The 20021-nt window shown below is 69.7% G+C and carries 20 protein-coding genes; 16 read left to right on the top strand and 4 right to left on the bottom strand.

The window, feature by feature from the left end:
- Window positions 1-419 (bottom strand): hypothetical protein (locus tag V7053_RS12340; protein ID WP_334172567.1); only part of this gene is annotated, 419 nt, incomplete at its 3' end.
- 81 nt (window positions 420-500) lie between these two features.
- Between V7053_RS12340 and V7053_RS12345 the strand changes: the two genes are divergently transcribed.
- From V7053_RS12345 to V7053_RS12390, 10 genes are read left to right on the top strand one after another with little or no spacing between them, the layout of a single operon-like run.
- Entirely contained in the window at window positions 501-1478 is a 978-nt protein-coding gene (locus V7053_RS12345; RefSeq protein WP_334172568.1) for a hypothetical protein, read from the top strand.
- Window positions 1479-1497: 19 nt separating this feature from the next.
- Window positions 1498-2481: an HAD-IIA family hydrolase gene (locus V7053_RS12350; protein ID WP_334172584.1), complete on the top strand. Its 984-nt coding sequence runs from the start codon at window positions 1498-1500 to the stop codon at window positions 2479-2481.
- 18 nt (window positions 2482-2499) lie between these two features.
- Window positions 2500-2679: a hypothetical protein gene (locus tag V7053_RS12355; RefSeq protein ID WP_334172569.1), complete on the top strand. Its 180-nt coding sequence runs from the start codon at window positions 2500-2502 to the stop codon at window positions 2677-2679.
- Between the two features lie 3 nt (window positions 2680-2682).
- Window positions 2683-3519 (top strand): TlyA family RNA methyltransferase, encoded by an 837-nt coding sequence (locus tag V7053_RS12360; RefSeq protein ID WP_334172570.1) that lies wholly within the window; start codon window positions 2683-2685, stop codon window positions 3517-3519.
- A complete protein-coding gene (locus V7053_RS12365; protein WP_334172571.1) occupies window positions 3516-4523 on the top strand; it encodes an NAD kinase in 1008 nt (335 codons plus the stop codon). The genes V7053_RS12360 and V7053_RS12365 overlap by 4 nt, the downstream gene beginning before the upstream one ends.
- On the top strand, window positions 4520-6340 hold the full coding sequence (gene recN / locus V7053_RS12370) for a DNA repair protein RecN (RefSeq protein ID WP_334172572.1): 1821 nt from the start codon (window positions 4520-4522) through the stop codon (window positions 6338-6340). The genes V7053_RS12365 and recN overlap by 4 nt, the downstream gene beginning before the upstream one ends.
- Entirely contained in the window at window positions 6337-8121 is a 1785-nt protein-coding gene (locus V7053_RS12375; protein WP_334172573.1) for a CTP synthase, read from the top strand. The genes recN and V7053_RS12375 overlap by 4 nt, the downstream gene beginning before the upstream one ends.
- 9 nt (window positions 8122-8130) lie before the next feature.
- Complete coding sequence (locus tag V7053_RS12380; RefSeq protein WP_334172574.1) at window positions 8131-8781, top strand: NUDIX hydrolase; 651 nt, start codon at window positions 8131-8133, stop codon at window positions 8779-8781.
- The gene (gene xerD, locus V7053_RS12385; RefSeq protein ID WP_334172585.1) at window positions 8781-9749 is read left to right on the top strand and encodes a site-specific tyrosine recombinase XerD; all 969 of its coding nucleotides are present in this window, start codon (window positions 8781-8783) and stop codon (window positions 9747-9749) included. Before V7053_RS12380 ends, xerD begins: the two co-directional genes overlap by 1 nt.
- Complete coding sequence (locus tag V7053_RS12390) at window positions 9749-10231, top strand: 8-oxo-dGTP diphosphatase (protein WP_334172575.1); 483 nt, start codon at window positions 9749-9751, stop codon at window positions 10229-10231. The genes xerD and V7053_RS12390 overlap by 1 nt, the downstream gene beginning before the upstream one ends.
- Before the next feature lie 7 nt (window positions 10232-10238).
- Here the strand turns inward: V7053_RS12390 and V7053_RS12395 are convergent, their stop codons facing one another.
- Window positions 10239-12008: a glycoside hydrolase family 15 protein gene (locus V7053_RS12395; RefSeq protein WP_334172576.1), complete on the bottom strand. Its 1770-nt coding sequence runs from the start codon at window positions 12006-12008 to the stop codon at window positions 10239-10241.
- A 109-nt stretch (window positions 12009-12117) separates the two neighbouring features.
- Between V7053_RS12395 and V7053_RS12400 the strand changes: the two genes are divergently transcribed.
- The 3 genes from V7053_RS12400 (at window position 12118) to V7053_RS12410 (ending at window position 14530) form a co-directional block, all read left to right on the top strand.
- Entirely contained in the window at window positions 12118-13071 is a 954-nt protein-coding gene (locus V7053_RS12400) for an aldose 1-epimerase family protein (RefSeq protein ID WP_334172577.1), read from the top strand.
- 125 nt (window positions 13072-13196) lie between these two features.
- Entirely contained in the window at window positions 13197-14216 is a 1020-nt protein-coding gene (locus V7053_RS12405) for an SDR family oxidoreductase (protein ID WP_334172578.1), read from the top strand.
- A complete protein-coding gene (locus V7053_RS12410) occupies window positions 14213-14530 on the top strand; it encodes a hypothetical protein (protein ID WP_334172579.1) in 318 nt (105 codons plus the stop codon). The genes V7053_RS12405 and V7053_RS12410 overlap by 4 nt, the downstream gene beginning before the upstream one ends.
- 28 nt (window positions 14531-14558) lie before the next feature.
- On the opposite strand, the gene V7053_RS12415 is transcribed toward V7053_RS12410, so the two are convergent.
- The gene (locus V7053_RS12415; RefSeq protein WP_334172580.1) at window positions 14559-15044 is read right to left on the bottom strand and encodes a MarR family transcriptional regulator; all 486 of its coding nucleotides are present in this window, start codon (window positions 15042-15044) and stop codon (window positions 14559-14561) included.
- 95 nt (window positions 15045-15139) lie between these two features.
- On the opposite strand from V7053_RS12415, the gene V7053_RS12420 reads away from it, so the two are divergent.
- From V7053_RS12420 to V7053_RS12430, 3 genes are read left to right on the top strand one after another with little or no spacing between them, the layout of a single operon-like run.
- Entirely contained in the window at window positions 15140-16942 is a 1803-nt protein-coding gene (locus V7053_RS12420) for a thiamine pyrophosphate-requiring protein (RefSeq protein WP_334172581.1), read from the top strand.
- Between the two features lie 45 nt (window positions 16943-16987).
- Entirely contained in the window at window positions 16988-18037 is a 1050-nt protein-coding gene (locus tag V7053_RS12425) for a glucose 1-dehydrogenase (protein ID WP_334172582.1), read from the top strand.
- A gap of 1 nt (window position 18038) precedes the next feature.
- Complete coding sequence (locus tag V7053_RS12430; protein ID WP_334172583.1) at window positions 18039-19841, top strand: glycoside hydrolase family 15 protein; 1803 nt, start codon at window positions 18039-18041, stop codon at window positions 19839-19841.
- Between the two features lie 7 nt (window positions 19842-19848).
- On the opposite strand, the gene V7053_RS12435 is transcribed toward V7053_RS12430, so the two are convergent.
- A partial coding sequence (locus V7053_RS12435; RefSeq protein WP_334172586.1) for a citrate/2-methylcitrate synthase occupies window positions 19849-20021 on the bottom strand: 173 nt, incomplete at its 5' end.

Genomic DNA, 20021 nt, shown 5'->3' on the forward strand with positions numbered 1-20021 from the left:
CCTTTGGTGATCGTGGTGGTCGTCCGGACGGTGGGGAGCGCCGTCCCTTTGGTGATCGTGGTGGTCGCCCGGACGGTGGCGAGCGCCGTCCGTATGGTGACCGCGGCGGGCGTCCGGGTTTCGACCGTGGTGATCGTCCCGATCGCGGCGACCGCCGTCCCTTTGGTGATCGTGGTGGTCGCCCGGACGGTGGCGAGCGCCGTCCCGCTTTCGGCCGCGACCGGGGCAGCGAGCGGTCCGATGGCGAGCGCTCTTATGGGGAGCGCCCTTACGGCGAGCGTCCTGAACGGAGTGAGCGCGGCGACGGCGGCAACCGCCGTCCCTTCGGTGACCGCCGCGAGAGCGGTCGGCCAACCGGCGGTCGGCCAACCGGCGGTCGGCCAGACGGCGGTCGCCCCAGCTTTGACCGGCCTCGTCACGAGGACCGCGGAGGCTACGAGCGCCGGAGCGAGGGCGGCGAGCGCGAGGTTGAGTTCCTCCGTGACCCGAACGCTGCAGACTTGCGGGTTTCGAACCGGCCGGACCGCGAGCGGTCGCCGGAGATCGACGCGGATGTCACCGGAAAGGAGCTCGACCGCGCCACGGCCGCCCAGCTGCGGACGCTCGAAGGCCGCAATGCGGAGTGGGTGTCGAAGCACCTCGTGATGGCGGGGCGCCTGATCGATTTCGATCCTGAGCTTGCGTACCAGCACGCTCTCGCGGCGAGCCGCCGTGGTGGCCGTATTGGCGCCGTGCGAGAGGCCGTGGGCATGACCGCCTACGCCGCTGGACGGTACGACGACGCGCTGCGCGAGTTCCGCACCTTCCGCCGGATCACGGGTTCGAGCATCCACCTCCCGCATATGGCGGACTGCGAGCGAGGCTTGGGCCGACCGGAGAAGGCCCTCGAGCTGACTGCTTCCGAGGAGCGCAACATGCTCGACGCCGCAGGCAAGGTCGAGCTCGCAATTGTGGCATCCGGAGCCAAGGCTGATCTGGGGGACTACGCGGGCGCGGTCGAGGAGCTCGAGATCCCGCAGCTGGATATCAACCGCGCCTTCTCGTTCAGCCCCCGCCTCTTCGAGGCCTACGCGGACGCCCTGGCGGCAGCAGGCCGGGCAGACGAAGCCGCGAAGTGGTACCGCCAGATCGGCGTCGCCGAGAGCGCGCTGGGCGTGGGCGAGTTCGCCGAGCCGGACATCATCGATTTCGGTGAGGACGACGAGTCCGACGATGCCTACGTCGGTTCCGAGGACGACGAGGCGGAGGACGACGAGGCGGAGGACGAGGCTGAGCCACGCGAGTCCGAGCCGGACGAGGCCACCGCCGCTGTTGACGGGACAGGTCCGGCCGAGGAGGAGGCAGGCCTCGCGGAGGACGAGATCGGTGTGACCGAGCGTGAGTCCGGCCAGGAGACCGGCTCCGGCCAGGAGGCCGGCATCGAGGACGCGGCATCGGAGGATGCCAGCCTCGACGACTCCGGGTCCGCCGACGCCTGACATGGCGCCCGGCATCGACATGGCTGAAGCCTTCATCGACGCGTTCGACGCAGTCCTGTCGGACCTCGACGGGGTTGTCTATGCGGGTCCGCACGCGATCCCCGGGGCGCCTGAGGCGCTCCGGGGGCTCGCCCAACGGGGGGTCCGCCTCGGCTACGTGACCAACAACGCGTCCCGAAGCCCTGCTGAAGTGGCCGCGCACCTTCGTGAGCTCGGCGCGCCCGCGGCGGACGACGACGTCGTGAGCTCGGCTCAGGCGGGTGCGGCTCTGCTGGCTCGACAGGTCCCCGCGGGATCGCGCGTGCTCGTGGCAGGGAGCGCGGCGCTTGCCCACGAGGTCGAACTCCGCGGGCTCGTGCCGGTCCGGTCCGCCCACGACGATCCGGTCGCGGTGATTCAGGGGTTCAGTCCCGACCTCGGCTGGCGCGAGCTTGCCGAGGCCTCGTACGCCGTGGCATCCGGAGCCCTCTGGATCGCAACCAACACGGATCTCACGATTCCCCAGGCTCGGGGGATAGCCCCGGGCAACGGGAGCTTGGTCAACGCGGTGCGCGCCGCGACCGGGAAGGAGCCGCTCGTCGCGGGCAAGCCCGAGGCGCCGTTGTTCCTCACGGCTGCGGAGCGCCTCGGTGCCGAACGGCCCGTCGTCGTCGGCGACCGGCTCGACACCGACATCCTGGGCGGGAACCGCGCGGGCTTCGCTACGGCCGCCGTCCTGACCGGAGTCGACACGAAGGAGACGATCCTCGCCGCGCGGACGGCAGAACGGCCGAAGTTCATCCTTGCCACGCTCGCGGACTTCTATGAGCCCTATCCGGCTCCGGAGGCGGCCGACGGCGGATGGCGGGCCGGTCGGTCCGCCGCGAGGGTCGAGGGCGGGTCGATCCGAATCACGGGCAGCCCCGAGGACATCAACGCGTGGCGTGCTGCGTGTGCGGCGTGGTGGGAGGCGCATCCGGAGGCTGAGCGCAAGACGGCGCCTGAGCTCGTGTGGGAGTCCTGAGCCGATAGGCTGGGGCTCATGGGCGAGGGACCTCTGCGCGACTCGGCATCCGGGCCGAACACACCGAACGCGGGTGTCGAGCGCGCCCTCGCAGTCCTCGCGGAGGCCGGATCCCTCGGCGGGGCCGAGCGGGCCGAGGCGTTCGAGCGGTTCCACGACGCCTTGGCGGCAGCCCTCGACGAGGAGCCGGGAGGCTGACAGGTGCCACGACTCGACCTCGAACTCGTGAGCCGAGGCCTCGCTCGGTCCCGGACGCACGCCGCCAAGCTCATTGCGGATGGCCACGTCTCGGTTGGCGGCGAGAGGGCAGGGAAGGCCGCACAGCCGGTATCTCCCGACGAGGCGATCGAAGTCGAGGCGTCCGAACATGACCGGTACGCAAGCCGGGCAGGCCACAAGTTGGCCGGTGCGCTCGCCCGCTTCCCTGAGATCGTCCCGCGCGGCCTCCGCTGTCTCGACGCCGGCGCGTCCACGGGCGGCTTCACCGACGTCCTGCTCGAAGCGGGCGCCGCGCGCGTCGTCGCAGTCGACGTCGGGCACGGGCAACTCGTGGAGCGTCTGCGCTCAGACCCACGCGTCGACGTGCACGAGGGACTCAACGTGCGCGACCTCGTGCCAGACCTGATCGGGGGGCCGGCGCAGCTCACCGTAGCGGACCTCTCGTTCATCTCCCTGACGCTCGTCGTCGGCCCTCTTGGCGGCTGCACCGTGCCGGGGGGCGACCTCCTGCTCATGGTCAAGCCCCAGTTCGAGGTGGGGAGGGAGCGCCTGGCGAAGACCGGCGTCGTGCATTCGGCCGCCGAGAGGCGGCGCGCCGTCAGCGGCGTAGCACAAGCGGCGCTCGACGCCGGGCTCCTCCTTCGGGGGCTCGCCGAGAGCCCCTTGCCTGGCCAAGACGGCAACGTGGAATACTTCCTCTGGCTGACCCGGCCGCTTCCTGATCGGGAGGAAGGCAGCCAGACGGCAGGCAGGGGAGTCGAGGAGCTTCTGGCGGCGGTCTGGCCGGCGGCGTCAGCACGAGGGAGGGAAACCCCATGAACCGACGCGTGCTCGTCCTTGCGCACACCGGCCGCGAGGACTCGATGGTTGCGGCCCGCGAGGCCTGCGCCCAGCTCCACGGATCCGGCCTCGTGCCCGTCATGACGGCCCAGCAGCAGAAGGATCTCGAGACCCACTTCGGCAGCCTCGACCATCCCACCGAGATTCTCGACACGGATGTCGCCCTCGCCGACGTCGAGCTCGTCATGGTGCTCGGAGGCGACGGAACGATCCTCCGCGCCGCCGAGCTGGTGCGCGGCATCGACGTGCCGCTGCTCGGCGTCAACCTCGGCCATGTGGGCTTCCTCGCGGAGAGCGAGCGCGCGGACCTCGCGCAGACGGTCCAGTGGGTCGCGAGCCGCAGCTACTCGGTCGAGGAGCGGATGACGATCGACGTCACCGTGTGGATCCAGGGTCGCAAGGTCGCGCACAGCTGGGCGCTCAACGAGGCGGCGATCGAGAAGGCGAGCCGCGAGCGGATGATCGAGATCGTGACGGAGGTCGACGGCAAGCCGCTCACGTCCTACGGCTGCGACGGAGTCGTGCTCGCAACGCCTACGGGGAGCACGGCCTACGCCTTCTCGGCTGGCGGGCCGGTCGTGTGGCCCGAAGTCGAGGCCCTGCTCATCGCCCCCATCAGCGCGCATGCGCTCTTCGCTCGCCCCCTCGTCGTGTCGCCGCATTCGCGCCTCGCCGTCGAGATCCTCACACGAACCGACGCCCAGGGCGTTCTGTGGTGCGACGGGCGGCGGTCCGTCGATCTCCCGCCGGGAGCTCGCGTCGAAGTCACCCGATCGGCGCAGCCGGTACAGCTCGCCCGCATCAGCGCGACGCCGTTCTCGGCACGGCTCGTGCGGAAGTTCGAGCTTCCCATCCACGGGTGGCGCGGCCCTGCGCCGATCGGGACCAACGGGGGCCAGGTCGAGGAAGTACCCCCGCAGCCGTGGAGCGGGAAAGTCCTCACCTCGCGGTGGACAGAGACCCGAAAGGAGAGCGACGAGTGATCGAAGAACTCCGGATCAGCGACCTCGGCGTCATCGCCGACGCGACGCTGCCCCTCGGACCCGGACTGAGCGTAGTCACGGGTGAGACCGGAGCCGGCAAGACCATGGTGGTGACCGCCCTCGGCCTGCTGCTCGGCGGACGCTCGGACGCGGGCGCCGTGCGCATAGGGGCGAAGTCCGCCCTCGCCGAGGCGAGCGTTCGCCTCGAACCGGGCCATGCCGCCGTCGAACGCGCGCTCGAGGCGGGTGCCGACGTCGAAGAGCACGACGGCGCAGCCGAACTCCTCGTGGCCCGCACCGTCGGCGCGGATGGGCGGAGCCGCGCCCACCTCGGCGGCCGCAGCGCCCCGGTCGGGGTGCTCGCCGAGGTCGGCGAGCAGCTCGTCGTGATCCACGGACAGTCCGAGCAGCTCCGCCTCAAGAGCGCTGCCGCTCAGCGGGAGGCCCTCGACCGCTTCGCGGGCGACGGGTTCGGGGGCCGGCTGGGGGAGTACACCGCGCTGTACGGGCGCTGGCTCGGAGCGCAGCGCGAACTCAACGAGCTCACCTCGGCCTCTCGCGAGCGGATCCGTGAGGCGGAGTCGCTCGAGCAGGCTCTCGAGGAGATCGCAGCCGTCGACCCTCAGCCGGGCGAGGATGACGAGCTCAAGGCCGAATCGGTGCGGCTCTCCAACCTCGAGGGGCTCCGGCTCGCGGCGCAGCAGGCGCACGAGGCGCTCGTTGCGGAGGACTTCGGCGAGGCGGGCGACGCCACGACACTCGTCGACGCCGCAAAGCGAGCCCTCGACCATGTTTCCGAGCACGATCCGGCGCTCGCGGCGGCCGCAGAGCGGCTCGCCGACGTCGGCTACGTGCTGGCCGACATTGCGCGCGAGCTTGCGAGCTATGGTGCTTCGCTCGACGCCGAGGGACCGCAGCGCCTGGCCGAGATAGAGGAACGCAGGGCCGCGCTCGGCGGGCTCGTCCGAAAGTATGCGCCGAGTGTCGACGAGGTCATCGCGTGGGCCGAGGCGGGGCAGAAGCGGCTGTACGAACTCCAGGACGACGGCGGCCGCATCGACGTGCTGACCGAGCAGGTCGCACGTGACGAGGAGAAGCTGCGCGCACTGGCCGCAGAGCTCACGGCGCGCCGGCGTGACGCTGCCGCCGAACTCGCCGAGCGGGTCAGCGCAGAGCTCACCGCCCTCGCGATGCCGGACGCCAGCTTGCAGGTCTCGGTCGAGGAGACGGCGGAGCTCGGACCGCTCGGATCGGACGAGGTCGCGATCCTTCTGCGACCCCATGCCGGCGCCCCCGCCCGCGCTCTGGGGAAGGGCGCCTCCGGCGGCGAGCTCTCCCGAGTCATGCTTGCGATCGAGGTGGTCCTGGCTGCCGTGGACCCGGTGCCGACGTTCGTCTTCGACGAGGTCGACGCCGGGGTCGGCGGCCGCGCCGCGGTCGAGATCGGCCGGCGTCTGGCGATGCTCGCGCGGCACGTTCAGGTTCTCGTCGTGACACACCTTCCGCAGGTCGCCGCGTTCGCCGACCGGCATATCCGGGTGACCAAGACGTCGGTCGCGACCGGCGATCCTGGCGACCGGAGCGCGGGGGTGGCCGGCTTCACCTCGAGCGACGTCTCGCTCCTCGCCGAGGACGAGCGTGTCGTCGAGCTCGCCCGCATGCTCGCGGGCCAGGAAGACTCGGCCTCGGCCCGAGCGCACGCCCAGGAGCTCCTCGACGACGCGCAGAGAGACCGCCGCACGCACGCCGGCGATGGCGCAGCCGAGACCGCCGGCGCGGCGCGCCGTGGAGGCCGGGCCCGCCCGGGGAAGAGATGATAAGCTCGAATTCCGTGGTGCATCGCTCTCATTCCCGCTTTTCAGACGCCGACAAGACGACCAAACAGATCTTCGTGACCGGGGGCGTGGCCTCTTCGCTCGGAAAGGGTCTGACGGCGTCGAGCCTCGGGCACCTCCTGCGGGGCCGCGGTCTCTCCGTGACGATGCAGAAGCTCGATCCCTACCTCAACGTGGACCCCGGGACGATGAACCCGTTCCAGCACGGCGAGGTCTTCGTGACCGAGGACGGGGCCGAAACCGACCTCGACATCGGGCATTACGAACGCTTCCTCGACGAGTCCCTCGACGGTTCCGCCAACGTGACGACCGGCCAGATCTACTCCGCCGTCATCGCCAAGGAGCGCCGGGGCGAGTACCTCGGCGACACCGTGCAGGTCATCCCGCACATCACCGACGAGATCAAGCGCCGCATGCGGCTGCCCGCCGAGGGGCCGGACGCCCCCGACGTCATCATCACCGAGATCGGCGGCACGGTCGGCGACATCGAGTCGCAGCCGTTCCTCGAGGCGGCGCGCCAGGTGCGCCAGGACATCGGGCGCGGCAACGTGTTCTTCCTCCACGTCTCCCTCGTGCCGTACATCGGGCCCTCGCAGGAGCTCAAGACCAAGCCGACACAGCACTCGGTCGCAGCGCTCCGTTCCATCGGCATCCAGCCCGAGGCGATCGTGGTCCGCTCGGACCGTCAGATCCCCGACGCGATGCGCGACAAGATCGGCAGGATGTGCGACGTCGACACGGACGCCGTCGTGAACTGCCCGGACGCGCCGAGCATCTACGACATCCCCAAGGTCATCCACGCCCAAGGCCTCGACTCGTACATCGTCCGCGCGCTCGACCTCCCGTTCAAGGACGTCGACTGGACCAAGTGGGATCGCCTCCTCAAGGCGGTCCACGAGCCGGCCCACGAGGTCGACATCGCCTTGGTAGGCAAGTACATCGACCTCCCCGACGCCTACCTCTCGGTGACCGAGGCGCTCCGCGCCGGCGGCTTCGCGAACGACACGAAGGTCAACATCCGCTGGGTCGCCTCCGACGAGTGCCAGACGGCCGCCGGGGCCGAGCGCTCTCTCGCTGGCGTCGACGCGATCGTCGTGCCCGGCGGGTTCGGCATTCGCGGCCTCGAGGGCAAGCTCGGAGCGCTCACGTTCGCACGGGAGCGCGGACTCCCCACCCTCGGCCTCTGCCTCGGCCTGCAGTGCATGGTGATCGAGTACGCGCGCAACGTGGTCGGCCTCGAGGGCGCCTCCTCCACCGAGTTCGAGCCGGACTCGAAGTTCCCGGTCATCGCGACGATGGCCGAGCAGCTCGAGATCGTCGAGGGCAAGGGGGACATGGGCGGCACGATGCGGCTCGGCCTCTACGACGCGGTCCTCGACGAGGGGTCGGTCGTGGCGGAGGCCTACGGCTCGACGAAGGTCTCGGAGCGCCACCGCCACCGCTATGAGGTCAACAACGCCTATCGCGGGCAACTTGCTGAGGCGGGCCTCGTGTTCTCGGGGACGTCGCCGGACGGGAAGCTCGTCGAGTTCGTCGAGCTGCCCCGGGAGACCCACCCGTACTATGTGGCCACGCAGGCCCACCCGGAGCTTGGCTCGCGGCCGACGCGCCCGCACCCGCTCTTCGTCGGGCTCGTGAAGGCCGCGCTCGAGCGCCACTCCGCCGCTACCAAGGCAGAGCCCAAGAAGGCGGAGCGGCCCACGAAGACGGAGCAGCAAGCCGTCCAGGCCGACCAGACGGCCACGGCCGCCAAGGCCAAGTAGGAGACGCCGGTGACGAAGCACGCGCCGCGGCCGCACATCGAGGATGCGCTGAGTCCCCGGCGCGTGCTTGCGTCGGAACCGGTGTTCCGCGGCAAGATCTGGGACGTCCGATCTGACACGTTCGAGCTTTCCGAAGGCTCAGAGCCGCTCAGGCGCGAGTTCATCGACCACCCTGGCGCCGTGGCCATCCTGCCCATGGACGAGGAGGGCCGCATCCTCCTGCTCCGGCAGTACCGCCACCCGGTCGGCATGATGCTGTGGGAGATCCCCGCGGGCCTGCTCGACGTCGAGGGCGAAGCCAACCTCGTCGCGGCCGCCCGCGAGCTCGCCGAGGAGGCCGACCTCACGGCCTCGGAGTGGCACGTCCTTGCCGATGTCTTCAACTCGCCCGGCTCCTCGAGCGAGGCCATTCGGATCTACCTCGCGCGTGGGCTCGAGGACGTCCCCGAACCAGACCGCCACGTGCGGACTGCTGAGGAGTCCGAGATCGAGTTCGCGTGGGTCGACCTGGACGAGGCCGTCGCTGCGGTCTTGGGCGGACGCCTGCACAACCCAAGCGCCGTCGTCGGAATCCTCGCGGCGCACGCCGCGAGCCGCTCCGGCTTCGCCGGCCTGCGGCCTGGGGACGCGCCGTGGCCGGCCCATCCGGCTCAGCGCTGATGGGGAGCGGCGTCACCGGGGTATCGCCGTCGTCCAGTCTTGCGGTCAGTGTTGAGGACTATCTGCGGCACCTCTCCGTCGAGCGCGGCCTCGCCCCCAACACCCTCGCGGCCTACCGACGGGACCTCCGCCGCTACCTCGACTATCTCGCCGCTCAGGGGATAGAGGCGCCCCACGAAGTGAAGCGACAGCACGTCGCTCGCTTCGCCGAGGCGCTGCGCGACGGCGCCGATGGCGGCACGGCGCTCGGCGTCCGCTCCGCGGCTCGGACGGTCGTCGCCGTTCGCGGCCTCCACCGCTTCTGGGCACTCGAGGGCACGACGGCGGGCGACCCCGGGGCGGACGCCCCCCCGCCGCTGCCGGGGCAGCGGCTGCCGAAGGCGATTCCCGTCGACGACGTCGCGCGCATCCTCGAGGCGGCATCAGTGGATACGCCCACGGGACTTCGCGATCGGGCGCTCCTCGAGTTCCTCTACTCGACGGGGGCCCGCATCAGCGAAGCGGTGGGGCTGGACGTCGACGACCTTAGGCTGAGCGCGGAGAGCGACGGCGGCCCGTCCGTCGTGCGGCTCTTCGGCAAGGGTTCGAAGGCCAGGCTCGTCCCGCTCGGGTCCTACGGCGCGCGGGCCGTCGACGACTACCTCGTCCGCGCGCGGCCCGTCCTCGCGGCGAAGGGGAGTGGGACGCCAGCGCTCTTCCTCAACGCCCGCGGCGGCCGGCTGAGCCGCCAGAGCGCGTGGACCATCCTCAAGGACGCTGCGGAGCGTGCCCAGATCGATCGGGATGTCTCGCCCCACACTCTGCGGCACTCGTTCGCGACCCACCTCCTCGAGGGCGGCGCTGACGTGCGCGTGGTCCAGGAGCTGCTCGGCCATGCGTCGGTCACGACGACCCAGGTCTACACGCTTGTCACCGCCGACACGCTCCGCGAAGTGTACGCGGCGGCCCATCCGAGGGCGCGCGGCTAGTGGGCGCACCGGTTGCCCTGTGCTTCCTCCTCCGCGCTGCGCCGGGCGGCCCGGAGGTGCTGTTGGGCCGGAAGAAGCGCGGCTTCGGGCTCGGCAAGGTCGTCGGCCTCGGGGGCCACATCGAACCGGGGGAGACCGCGGCCGAGGCTGCCGTGCGCGAACTCTTCGAGGAGGCCGGCGTCACGCTCGTCGAAGGGGCGATGCGCCCGGCCGGGACCGTCGAGTTCCGCTTCCCCGCCCGGCCCGAGTGGGACATGGAGTGCGCCATGTTCACGTGCACCCGATGGGTCGGAGAGATCGCGGAAAGCGACGAGATCGCGCCCGCCTGGTACCCGGTGGACGCCCTCCCTCGGGCGGACATGTGGCAGGACGCGGACCATTGGCTTCCCGTCGTCCTCTCCGGTGTCGCGTCGGACTTCGTGGTCGTCATGGCCGAGGACAACGAGACGGTCGCGACGTTCGGCGTGAAGAGCGAGGCTTAGCCGAGGATCAGGCGTGGAGGCCGCCCCACGGCGGTGGCTCGTCGGCGAGCCTCCGGGCTGACTCGAGCATCGCGGCGTGCACGAACGCCTGCGGGAAGTTGCCGCGCAGTTGGCGCTGTTCGACGTCGTACTCCTCGGTGAACAGCCCCGGGGAGCCGCACGCGGCGCGGTTCCGCTCGAACCAGCGGGCGGCTTCGAGCGGCTTGTCGCTCTGATGCAGCGCCATCGCGAGGTCGAAGCCGCACAGGAGGAACGCGCCCTCGGACTGGTCGAGGGGCCGCTCGTCCTGGCTGAAGCGGTAGAGGTAGCCCTTGCGCGCGAGGTCCTCGCGGATGGCGGCAAGAGTGGCGACCGAGCGCGGATCCTCGGGGGCGACGGCGCCCCGCAGCACGGGGCGCAGGAGCGCTGCGTCGACGCGCGGATCGTCAGGAGCGCGCTGCCAGCGTCCGGACGGATGGAGGCAGTCCTTCGTCACGTCGGCGATCAGCTTGTCCGCCTGCGACGACCACAGCGCTCCCTGACGAGCAGGCGCCTGACGGCCGATGGCCCTCAGGCCTGCGGCACAGATCAGGCGCGAGTGGGCCCAGCGCTTGTCCTCGAGTTCCCACATCCCGGCATCTGGCTCGCCGTGCCGCTGTGCGATGGCGTCGGCGGCGACCTCGGCGGCCTTCCACTGGGCGAGGTCGAGCCTGTCATTCTCGGCGGCCGCGGCGAACAGCAGGAGCGCCTCGCCGAACGCGTCAAGCTGGAACTGTTTGTTCACCCAGTTGCCCGCCTTGCCCGAGCCGCCCGGGTAGCCGGGCAGTCCGACATCGTGCTCGTCGGGGACCCGGCCGCCGTCGACGGTGTAGGCGGGGCGCATCTGGGGGCCGTCCTCGAGGAGCCGCGCGGCAACGAAGCGGACGGCGTCGTCGAGGAGAGGGAACTCCTTGCACGCGGCCACTGCCAGTCCGGTGAAGCACTGGTCCCGGATCCAGGCGTACCGGTAGTCGTAGTTGCGCTTCTGCTCGGCGCGCTCCGGCAGCCCCATCGTGGCGGCCGCCACCATTCCGCTCCCGGCCCACGTCATGCCCCGCAGGACGGCGTAGGACTGCCGCGCGTCGTCCGGGGCGATCGTGTTCCCGAACTGGGGCACCTCGCGGTGCCAGCCGTACTCGGTGGCGCTCCAGGTCTCGTCTGCGCTGACCGGCTGCTCGGGCAATTCGGCGTCGGAGACCTCAAGCACGAGGTCGTGGTGCCGGCCCTCCGGCAGCCGCAGCGTGAAGCTGATCTCACCTCCCGCAGCCTTGGCGTCGACCGCTCCTGTGAGCCGGATCCGCAGCGGCCCGCTGCGCGCGGTCCAGACGCCGTCTTCCTCGTGCAGCCGGTTCATCGGGTGGTGACCGTAGCCGGCGCGCACGTCAAGCACTACGTCGACCTCTGCGGCTCCCTGCGCGGCCCGGATCCGGCGGAGGAGGATCGCGCGGTGTTCCTCGCCGGGGTACGCGAGCGCCTCTCGGCACTCGATGATGCCGGTGCTCGTGATCCAGCGGCTGACCCAGATCAGGGTCCCGTCCTCATACTGGCCGCCCCAGACGAACCGGGGATCGGCGGGGGTGACGGCGAAGCAGCCGCGACCGCCGAGGATCGAGGAGAAGATCGCGTCGTCGTTCCATTTCGGGACACACATCCAGGAGATGTCGCCGCGAGGACCGATGAGCGCTCCCCGGGCGCCGTCGGCGAGCATTGCGTACTCGCGGAGGACATGCGGCGGGAATTTGTCGGCATCGGCAGGCATGTGCGCAACCCTATGGAATTGGTTGCGTTCACGCAACCACGTTTGGAACGCCCCCTTGCGGGTACGCAACCATTGCGAGAGGCCGATGCCGACGAGAGGGAGCTGAATGATGAACGCTGGGATGTCGCGAGGGGGCATGCCGCCGTCCGGGCGGCAGTTCACCATCAGGCACGAAGGCCAGGCTGCCGTGCTCACCGAGGTCGGTGCCGCGCTCCGCCGCTATCGGGTCGACGGACAGGACCTCCTCGACGGCTATGCCCAGGACGAGATGTGCACCGGCGCTCGGGGGCAGTCCCTCATACCTTGGCCGAACCGCATACGGCACGGCCGCTACACGTGGGAAGGGCGCTCAGAGCAACTCGATCTGAGCGAGCCGGAGAAGGGCGGGGCGATTCACGGCCTGACTCGGTGGGCGAACTGGGACGTCGAGTACAGCTCCGAGAGCAGCATCGGCTTCGTCCACACCCTGCACGCTTGCCAGGGCTGGCCGTGGGTCCTCGAATGCCGCCTCGAGTACTGGCTGGAGGAGACAGGGCTGAGCGTGCGCACCACGGCCGTGAACCGCAGCGACAGCCCTTGCCCGTACGGGACGGGCGCCCACCCTTACCTGACCGTCGGAACACCGCACATCGATCCGGCCTTGGCAAAGGTCCCCGGCTCCGTCTACCTGCCGGTCGACGAAGAGGGCATCCCCACCGGGCGACGGCCCGTGGAGGGGACCGCCTACGACCTGCGCCGGATGGAGGCCTTGGGCGATCGCCAGATCGACGTCACCTACACGGAGCTGGAACGGGACGACGACGGGCGGGCCCGCGTGCACCTGGCCCACCCCGACGGGCTTCCGGCCGTCGCGCTGTGGTCCGACGAGGCCTACCCCTACTTCGAGATCTTCACCGGCGACACACTGCCGCAGGAAGGCCGCCGCCGCACGGGCCTCGGCGTCGAGCCCATGACGTGCGCGCCGGACGCCTTCAACTCAGGGGAGGGGCTGGTCACGCTCGCCCCTAGGGAGTCGCACACAGGCACCTGGGGTATTGAACCTGCAAGGGAACGTTCCGCGTGAGCACACAGCGCCAATAATTGCTTGAGCGCAATCGTTGCGTTAAGGTGATTACTGGGCCCGATCCGAAGGACAGTGCGGGAGAGGGCCTTTTCGCCACCTCTCAAAGCCGAAGGAGAGAAATCCAGATGGGAACAGCACGTCGCGTCGTCGTCGTCACCGGAGCCAGCGGAGGGATCGGCAGGGCATCGGCCGTGGCCTTCGGGAGGGAAGGCGATGCCGTCGCCCTGCTTGCGCGCGGCGAGGCCGGGCTCGCGGGGGCCGCGGCCGAGGTCGAGGCGGCCGGCGGACAGGCCCTTGTCGTTCCCGTCGATGTCGCCGACGCAGAAGCTGTCGACGCCGCCGCGGAACGCGTCGAGCGAGAGCTCGGCCCCATCGACGTCTGGGTCAACGTGGCGTTCACCTCGGTCTTCTCCCGTTTCGACGAGATCAAGCCCGAGGAGTACAAGCGCGTCACGGAGGTCAGCTATCTGGGTTTCGTCTACGGGACGATGTCCGCGCTCAAGCGCATGCGGACCCGCAACCGGGGCACGATTGTCCAAGTCGGATCCGCGCTCGCCTACCGGGGCATCCCGCTGCAGACTGCCTACTGCGGCGCGAAGCACGCGATCCAGGGCTTCAACGAGGCCCTCAGAACCGAGCTCCTGCACGAGCGGAGTCCGATCAGGACGACCATGGTCCAGATGCCGGCGGTCAATACACCCCAGTTCTCCTGGGTGCTCTCGCGTCTGCCGCATCAGGCCCAGCCGGTTCCGCCGATCTACCAGCCCGAGGTGGCGGCACGCGGCGTCGTCTACGCGGCCGCGCACCCGGAACGCCGAGAGTACTGGGTGGGCGGAAGCACGGCCGCGACCCTCATCGCGAACGCCATCATGCCGGGCGTGCTCGACCGGTATCTGGCCAAGACGGGCTTCAAGTCCCAGCAGACGCCCGACCGCCGCGACCCCGACCAGCCGGTCAACCTGTGGGAGCCAGCGGACGCGAGCAAAGACTTCGGAGCCCACGGCATCTTCGACAACAAGTCATCATCCCGGAGCTTCCAGCTCAAGGCCTCGCAGCATCACGGCATCGTCGCGGCCGCTTCCGGCGCACTCCTCGCGGGGCTTGCCACTGTCGTGGCAGGCGCGTGGCGGAAGGCGTCCCGATGAGGCCGCTCGAAATGCTCAGGGCTGCCTACGGTGTCACCGAACTGCTTGCGCCGGGGTCGCTCGAGCGCCTGCTTGTCGGGACGGTTGCGGACGATCGCGCCCGGGTGGTCATCCGGATCCTTGGGGCTCGGCACCTGCTCCAGGCCATGGTGACCGCGCGGGGCGGCCCCACGCTGCGTCGCCTCGGGGGCGGTGTGGACACGCTCCACGCCCTTTCGATGGCGGCTCTGGCCGCCACGGATCCGAAGCGCCGCCGGGCGGCCGCCGTCAATGCTGCGATTGCGCTCGCGTTCGCCGCCGGGGAATGGCGATGAGCCGCCGGGAGCGTCCGGGGGCCCAGCCTCAGCTTCCGAGCCCGAGGGTGAACCGGCCGTCTTCGGTGCCCGGGCCGCCGTCGGCATCGGCGAACGCCGCCATGGCTTCGGCCACCGACTCCCGCGAGCCTGCGGGGACCCGTTCGAGGACCTCGGCGATGGCCCGCCGGCGGTGTTCGATCACACTCTCGACGAGTTCCCTGCCCTGGGGCGTGAGATCCAACTGCAGGAACCGTCGGTCGGAGGGGTCCTCCCGCCGGCTCAGGAGGCCGGCGACGACGAGCCGCTCGCAGGTGCGGGTCGCGTTCGAGGCATGCACGCCGAGCTCCCGCGCCACGGCGCCGAGGTTCTGGGGACCTTGGAACGCGATAAGCACCAGGACGCGCAGCTGTGGGCTCGTCACGACGTCCTCGACCTCGACGACTGACTTCGCGGCCACGCGCAGCAGCACGTCGGCTGCCCTCAGGACGGCCTCGACCTGCTCACGGCGTCCACGGAATCTGCTGTTGTCCACGAGCCCAGTATCCCCTGATCCATTGCGTCGCCGCAAAGCTTGCGCCGACACACCAATTCCTTCAGTCCTTCATATAGGAAGAGGAGAGTGATCCCATGGCATCCCAGACAGTCGCAGACTACCTTCTGAGCCGCTTGCGCGAGTGGGGGATCGAGAACGTGTTCGCCTTCCCGGGCGACGGCATCAACGGCATTCTTGCCTCCTTCGGCAAGGCCGACAACAAGCCCAAGTTCATCCAGGCCCGCCACGAGGAGATGGCCGCCTTCGAAGCCGTCGGCTATGCGAAGTTTACCGGCAGGGTCGGAGTGTGCATGGCGACCTCCGGCCCCGGCGCGATCCATCTGCTGAACGGTCTCTACGATGCGAAGCTCGACCACGTTCCCGTCGTGGCGATCGTCGGCCAGACCGCGCGCAGCGCCATGGGCGGTGCCTATCAGCAGGAAGTGGACCTGCTGACCCTGTTCAAGGACGTCGCCTCCGACTACATCCAGATGGTCACCGTGCCCGAACAGCTCCCCAATGTTCTGGACCGGGCAATCCGGATCGCCCTCGGGAAGCGTGCACCGACCGCCATCATCATTCCGAGCGATGTCCAAGAGCTCGAGTACGCCCCGCCTACCCACGCGTTCAAGATGGTGCCCTCCAGCATGGGTATCCGGTGGCCCGAGATCCAGCCCGATGATGAAGCCATCCGCGGCGCCGCGGAGCTTCTCAACGCCGGCTCGAAGGTCGCGATGCTCATCGGTCAGGGTGCGCGCGGCGCCGCGGCCGAGGTGCGCGAGGTCGCAGACCTGCTCGGGGCAGGGGTTGCGAAGGCGCTGCTCGGCAAGGACTCGCTGCCCGACGACCTGCCCTACGTCACCGGCTCGATCGGACTGCTCGGCACGCGGCCCAGCTACGAGATGATGGCTGAGTGCGACACCCTGCTCACCGTCGGGTCGAGCTTCCCGTACACCCAGTTCATGCCGGAGGAGGGGCAGGCCAGGGGCGTGCAGATCGACATCGACCCCGGCATGATCGGGCTCCGCTACCCGTACGAGTTCAATATCGTCTCTGACGCCTCCGCCGCGCTCAGGGCCCTCATCCCACACCTCCGCCGCAAGGAAGACCGCTCGTGGCGGGAGGACATCGAGTCCAAGGTCGCGCGATGGTGGGAGACGATGCGGGCCGAGGCGATGGTCGAAGCGGATCCGGTGAACCCCATGCGGCTGTTCTCGGAGCTGTCCGACCGCCTGCCCTCCAACGCCATCGTCACGGCGGATTCCGGTTCCTCCGCGAACTGGTACGCGCGTCAACTGCAGTTCCGGGGCGACGTCCGCGGATCGCTCTCGGGAAACCTCGCCACGATGGGGCCCGGGGTTCCTTACGCGATCGGGGCGAAGTTCGGCCATCCCGACCGCCCGGTCATCGCGTTCGCGGGCGATGGGGCGATGCAGATGAACGGGCTCAACGAGCTCATCACGATCCAGCGCTACTGGCGCGAGTGGGCCGATCCGCGGCTCGTCGTGGCCATCCTGCACAACGACGATCTGAACCAGGTCACCTGGGAGATGCGCGCCATGGGCGGCGCCCCGGCATTCCGTGAATCCCAGTCCCTGCCGGACGTGGACTACGCGGCCATCGCCTCGGTTCTCGGCCTCGGCAGCATCTCCGTCACCTCTCCCGATCAGCTCGCCTCCGCGTGGGAGAAAGCCCTCTCCGCCGACCGGCCCACCGTCCTCGACGTCCGCACGGACCCGGACATCCCGCCCATCCCGCCCCACGCGACCTTCGAACAGGCGCTCAACAGCGCCAAGGCGATGGCCAAGGGCGACGACAGCGTCTGGGGCGTCATCCGCGAAGGCATCAAGACCAAGGCGCAGGAATTCCTGCCCCATCCGGGCAACGAGAGCTCTTAGCCGCCGAGGCCACGACCAGATTCCCCAAGCCGCAAGGAGAAACTCATGAAGACATTGGCCGTAACTCCCGGCGAGCAGAATTCACTGCAGCTGCTCGAGATGGACGAACCAGCGGAATCAGAGGGCAGCGTTCTGGTCGAGACCCTCGATGTCGGGCTGTGCGGAACCGACATCGAGATCATCACCGCGCAGTATGGGGAGGCGCCCGAGGGCAGCAAGCATCTGGTCATCGGGCACGAGAACCTCGGGCGCGTCATGTCGGCGCCAGCGGATTCCGGGCTCTCGGAGGGCGACCTCGTGGTGGGAATCGTGCGGCGCCCCGACCCGGTTCCCTGCGCGGCCTGCGCGGCGGGGGAGTGGGACATGTGCCGGAACGGCCTGTACACCGAGCACGGCATCAAGGGGCGGCACGGCTTTGCCCGGGAGCGCTACCGCGCCGACGCCGATGCGCTGGTCCGGCTCGACCCGGAGCTCACGGACGTCGGGGTCCTGCTCGAGCCCACGACGATCGTGGCGAAGGCGTGGGAACACATCGAGGGCATCGGCAAGCGGGCATTCTTCGATCCCAAGATCGCCGTCGTGACGGGCGCCGGTCCGGTGGGACTCCTGGCGGCCCTGCTTGGCGTGCAGCGGGGGCTTGAGGTCCACGTCTTCGACCGGGTCGAGGATGGGCCGAAGCCGGATCTGGTGCGGAGCCTCGGCGCGACCTATCACACCGACACCCTCACCGATTCTGGAATTCTGGCCGACGTCCTCCTCGAGTGCACGGGCGTACCATCGGTGGTCATGGAGGCCATCACGAAGCACGGTCTCGACGCGATCACGTGCCTGACCGGCGTCTCCTCGACCGGCAAAGAGCTGCAGGTCGACGTCGGAGGGGTCAACCGCGAGGCGGTCCTCGGCAATGACGTGGTCTTCGGCAGCGTCAACGCCAACCGGGGGCATTACGAGGCTGCCGCCGAGGCGCTCAAGAAGGCCGACAAGGAATGGCTCGGGCGCCTGATCACCCGCCGCGTCCCGCTGGAGGAGTACCAGCAGGCATTCGAGCGGCAGCCCACGGACGTCAAGGTCGTGCTCGAGATCAAGGCGGGCTGAGATGGGCAGGATCGAAGACTACGCGATCATCGGCGACCTCCACACGGCCGCCCTCGTGGGCACGGACGGCTCGATCGACTGGCTCTGCCTGCCGAACTTCGACTCGCCAGCCTGTTTCGCGAGCCTTCTGGACGGACCGAAGGCAGGACGATGGCTGCTCGCGCCAGAGGGCGGGGGCGAGTGCACCCAGCGGCAGTACCGGGAGGACACTCTGGTCCTGGAGACCGAGTGGGAGCTCGACAGTGGCTCTGTGCGGGTCATCGACTTCATGCCGCCCCGCGACGAGGTCGCGGATGTCGTGCGGATCGTCGAGGGCCTCAGTGGAGAAGTGAAGATGCGCGGGGAACTCATCATGCGGTTCGACTACGGGCACATCGTCCCGTGGGTGCGCCGCAACCACACGGGGGTGCACGCGGTCGCGGGGCCGGACGCGCTCTATCTGGACACCGTCACCAGGGTCCATGGCGAGCACATGCGGACCCTGAGCGAGTTCACGGTCAAGGCGGGCGAACGCGTGCCGTTCGTGCTCACGTGGGCGCCGAGCCATCTGCCGCGGCCCCGCTCGGTCGACCCCGAGCGCGCTCTCGAGGGCACGATGTCGTACTGGACGGAGTGGTCGTCGAAGAGCAAAGCCGCCGGTCCCCACCGCGACGCTGTGCAGCGTTCGCTCATCACCCTGAAAGCCCTCACGTACATGCCGACGGGCGGCATCGTGGCAGCGGCGACGACCTCGCTTCCTGAGCAGATCGGCGGCCCCCGGAACTGGGACTACCGGTACTGCTGGCTCCGGGACGCGACGTGGACGCTCCAGTCGCTCATCGCCGGCGGCTACACCGACGAGGCGGCAGCCTGGCGCGACTGGCTGCTGCGGGCAGTCGCCGGCGATCCCGCGGACCTGCAGATCATGTACTCCCTGCACGGGGCACGTCGCCTACCCGAGACCGAGCTGGATTGGCTGAAGGGATTCGAAGGCTCCTCGCCCGTGCGGATCGGCAACGCCGCGGCGGGGCAGTTCCAGCTCGACGTGTGGGGCGAGGTCCTCGACGGCCTGGCCCTCACGCGCAATTCGCTCCTCGGCCAGCCAGACGAGTCCTGGGATGTGCAGACGGCGATCATGGAGCACCTCGAGAAGATCTGGGACCAGCCGGACAACGGCCTCTGGGAGATGCGCGGCCCCCGCCGCCACTTCACCCATTCGAAGGTGATGGCATGGGTCGCTGCGGATCGGATGGTCAAGGCAGTCCGCGATACGGGCCTCCCAGGGCCTGCCGACAGGTGGGAGGACCTCCGTGACAAGATCCACGACGAGGTCATGGAGAAGGCCTTCGACACGGAGCGCAACACCTTCGTCCAGTCCTACGGGAGCAAGGAGCTGGACGCAAGCCTCCTCCTCATCCCACGCGTGGGGTTCCTCCCGCGCCGTCATCCGCGCGTCCTGGGCACGATCGATGCGATCCAGCGCGAGCTGACCCAAGACGGGTTCGTGCTCCGCTACAAGCCCGAGGCGAGCGACGACGGGCTCCCTGGTCGCGAGGGGATCTTCGTGGCCTGCTCGTTCTGGCTCGTGGAGGCCCTGCTGGGCGCGGGCCGGGGGCCCGAAGCCGAGGAGCTGTTCCATCGCCTTCTCGGACTCCGCAACGACGTCGGGCTCCTGAGCGAGGAATGGGACCCGCAGGCCGCGCGCCAGCTGGGCAATACGCCCCAAGCGTTCAGCCATTTCGCCCTCGTCACGACGGCGAGCCAGCTGCACACCGGCCTGCGGCACCACAGCAACGCCCCGATCCACCATCAAGGGCAGGACTGACGCAGCCTCAGTCGAGGTGGCGCTCGTCGGGGCCGTTGTAGGCGCTGAGGGGGCGGATGAGGGAGTTGTTCTCGAGCTGCTCCATGATGTGGGCTGTCCACCCGACGATCCGGCTGGCGACGAACAGCGGGGTGAAGGTGGGGATGTCGAAGCCCATGAGGTGGTAGGCGGGGCCGGTGG

The sequence above is a fragment of the Sinomonas sp. genome (assembly GCF_036848755.1).
Lineage (GTDB): Bacteria > Actinomycetota > Actinomycetes > Actinomycetales > Micrococcaceae > Sinomonas.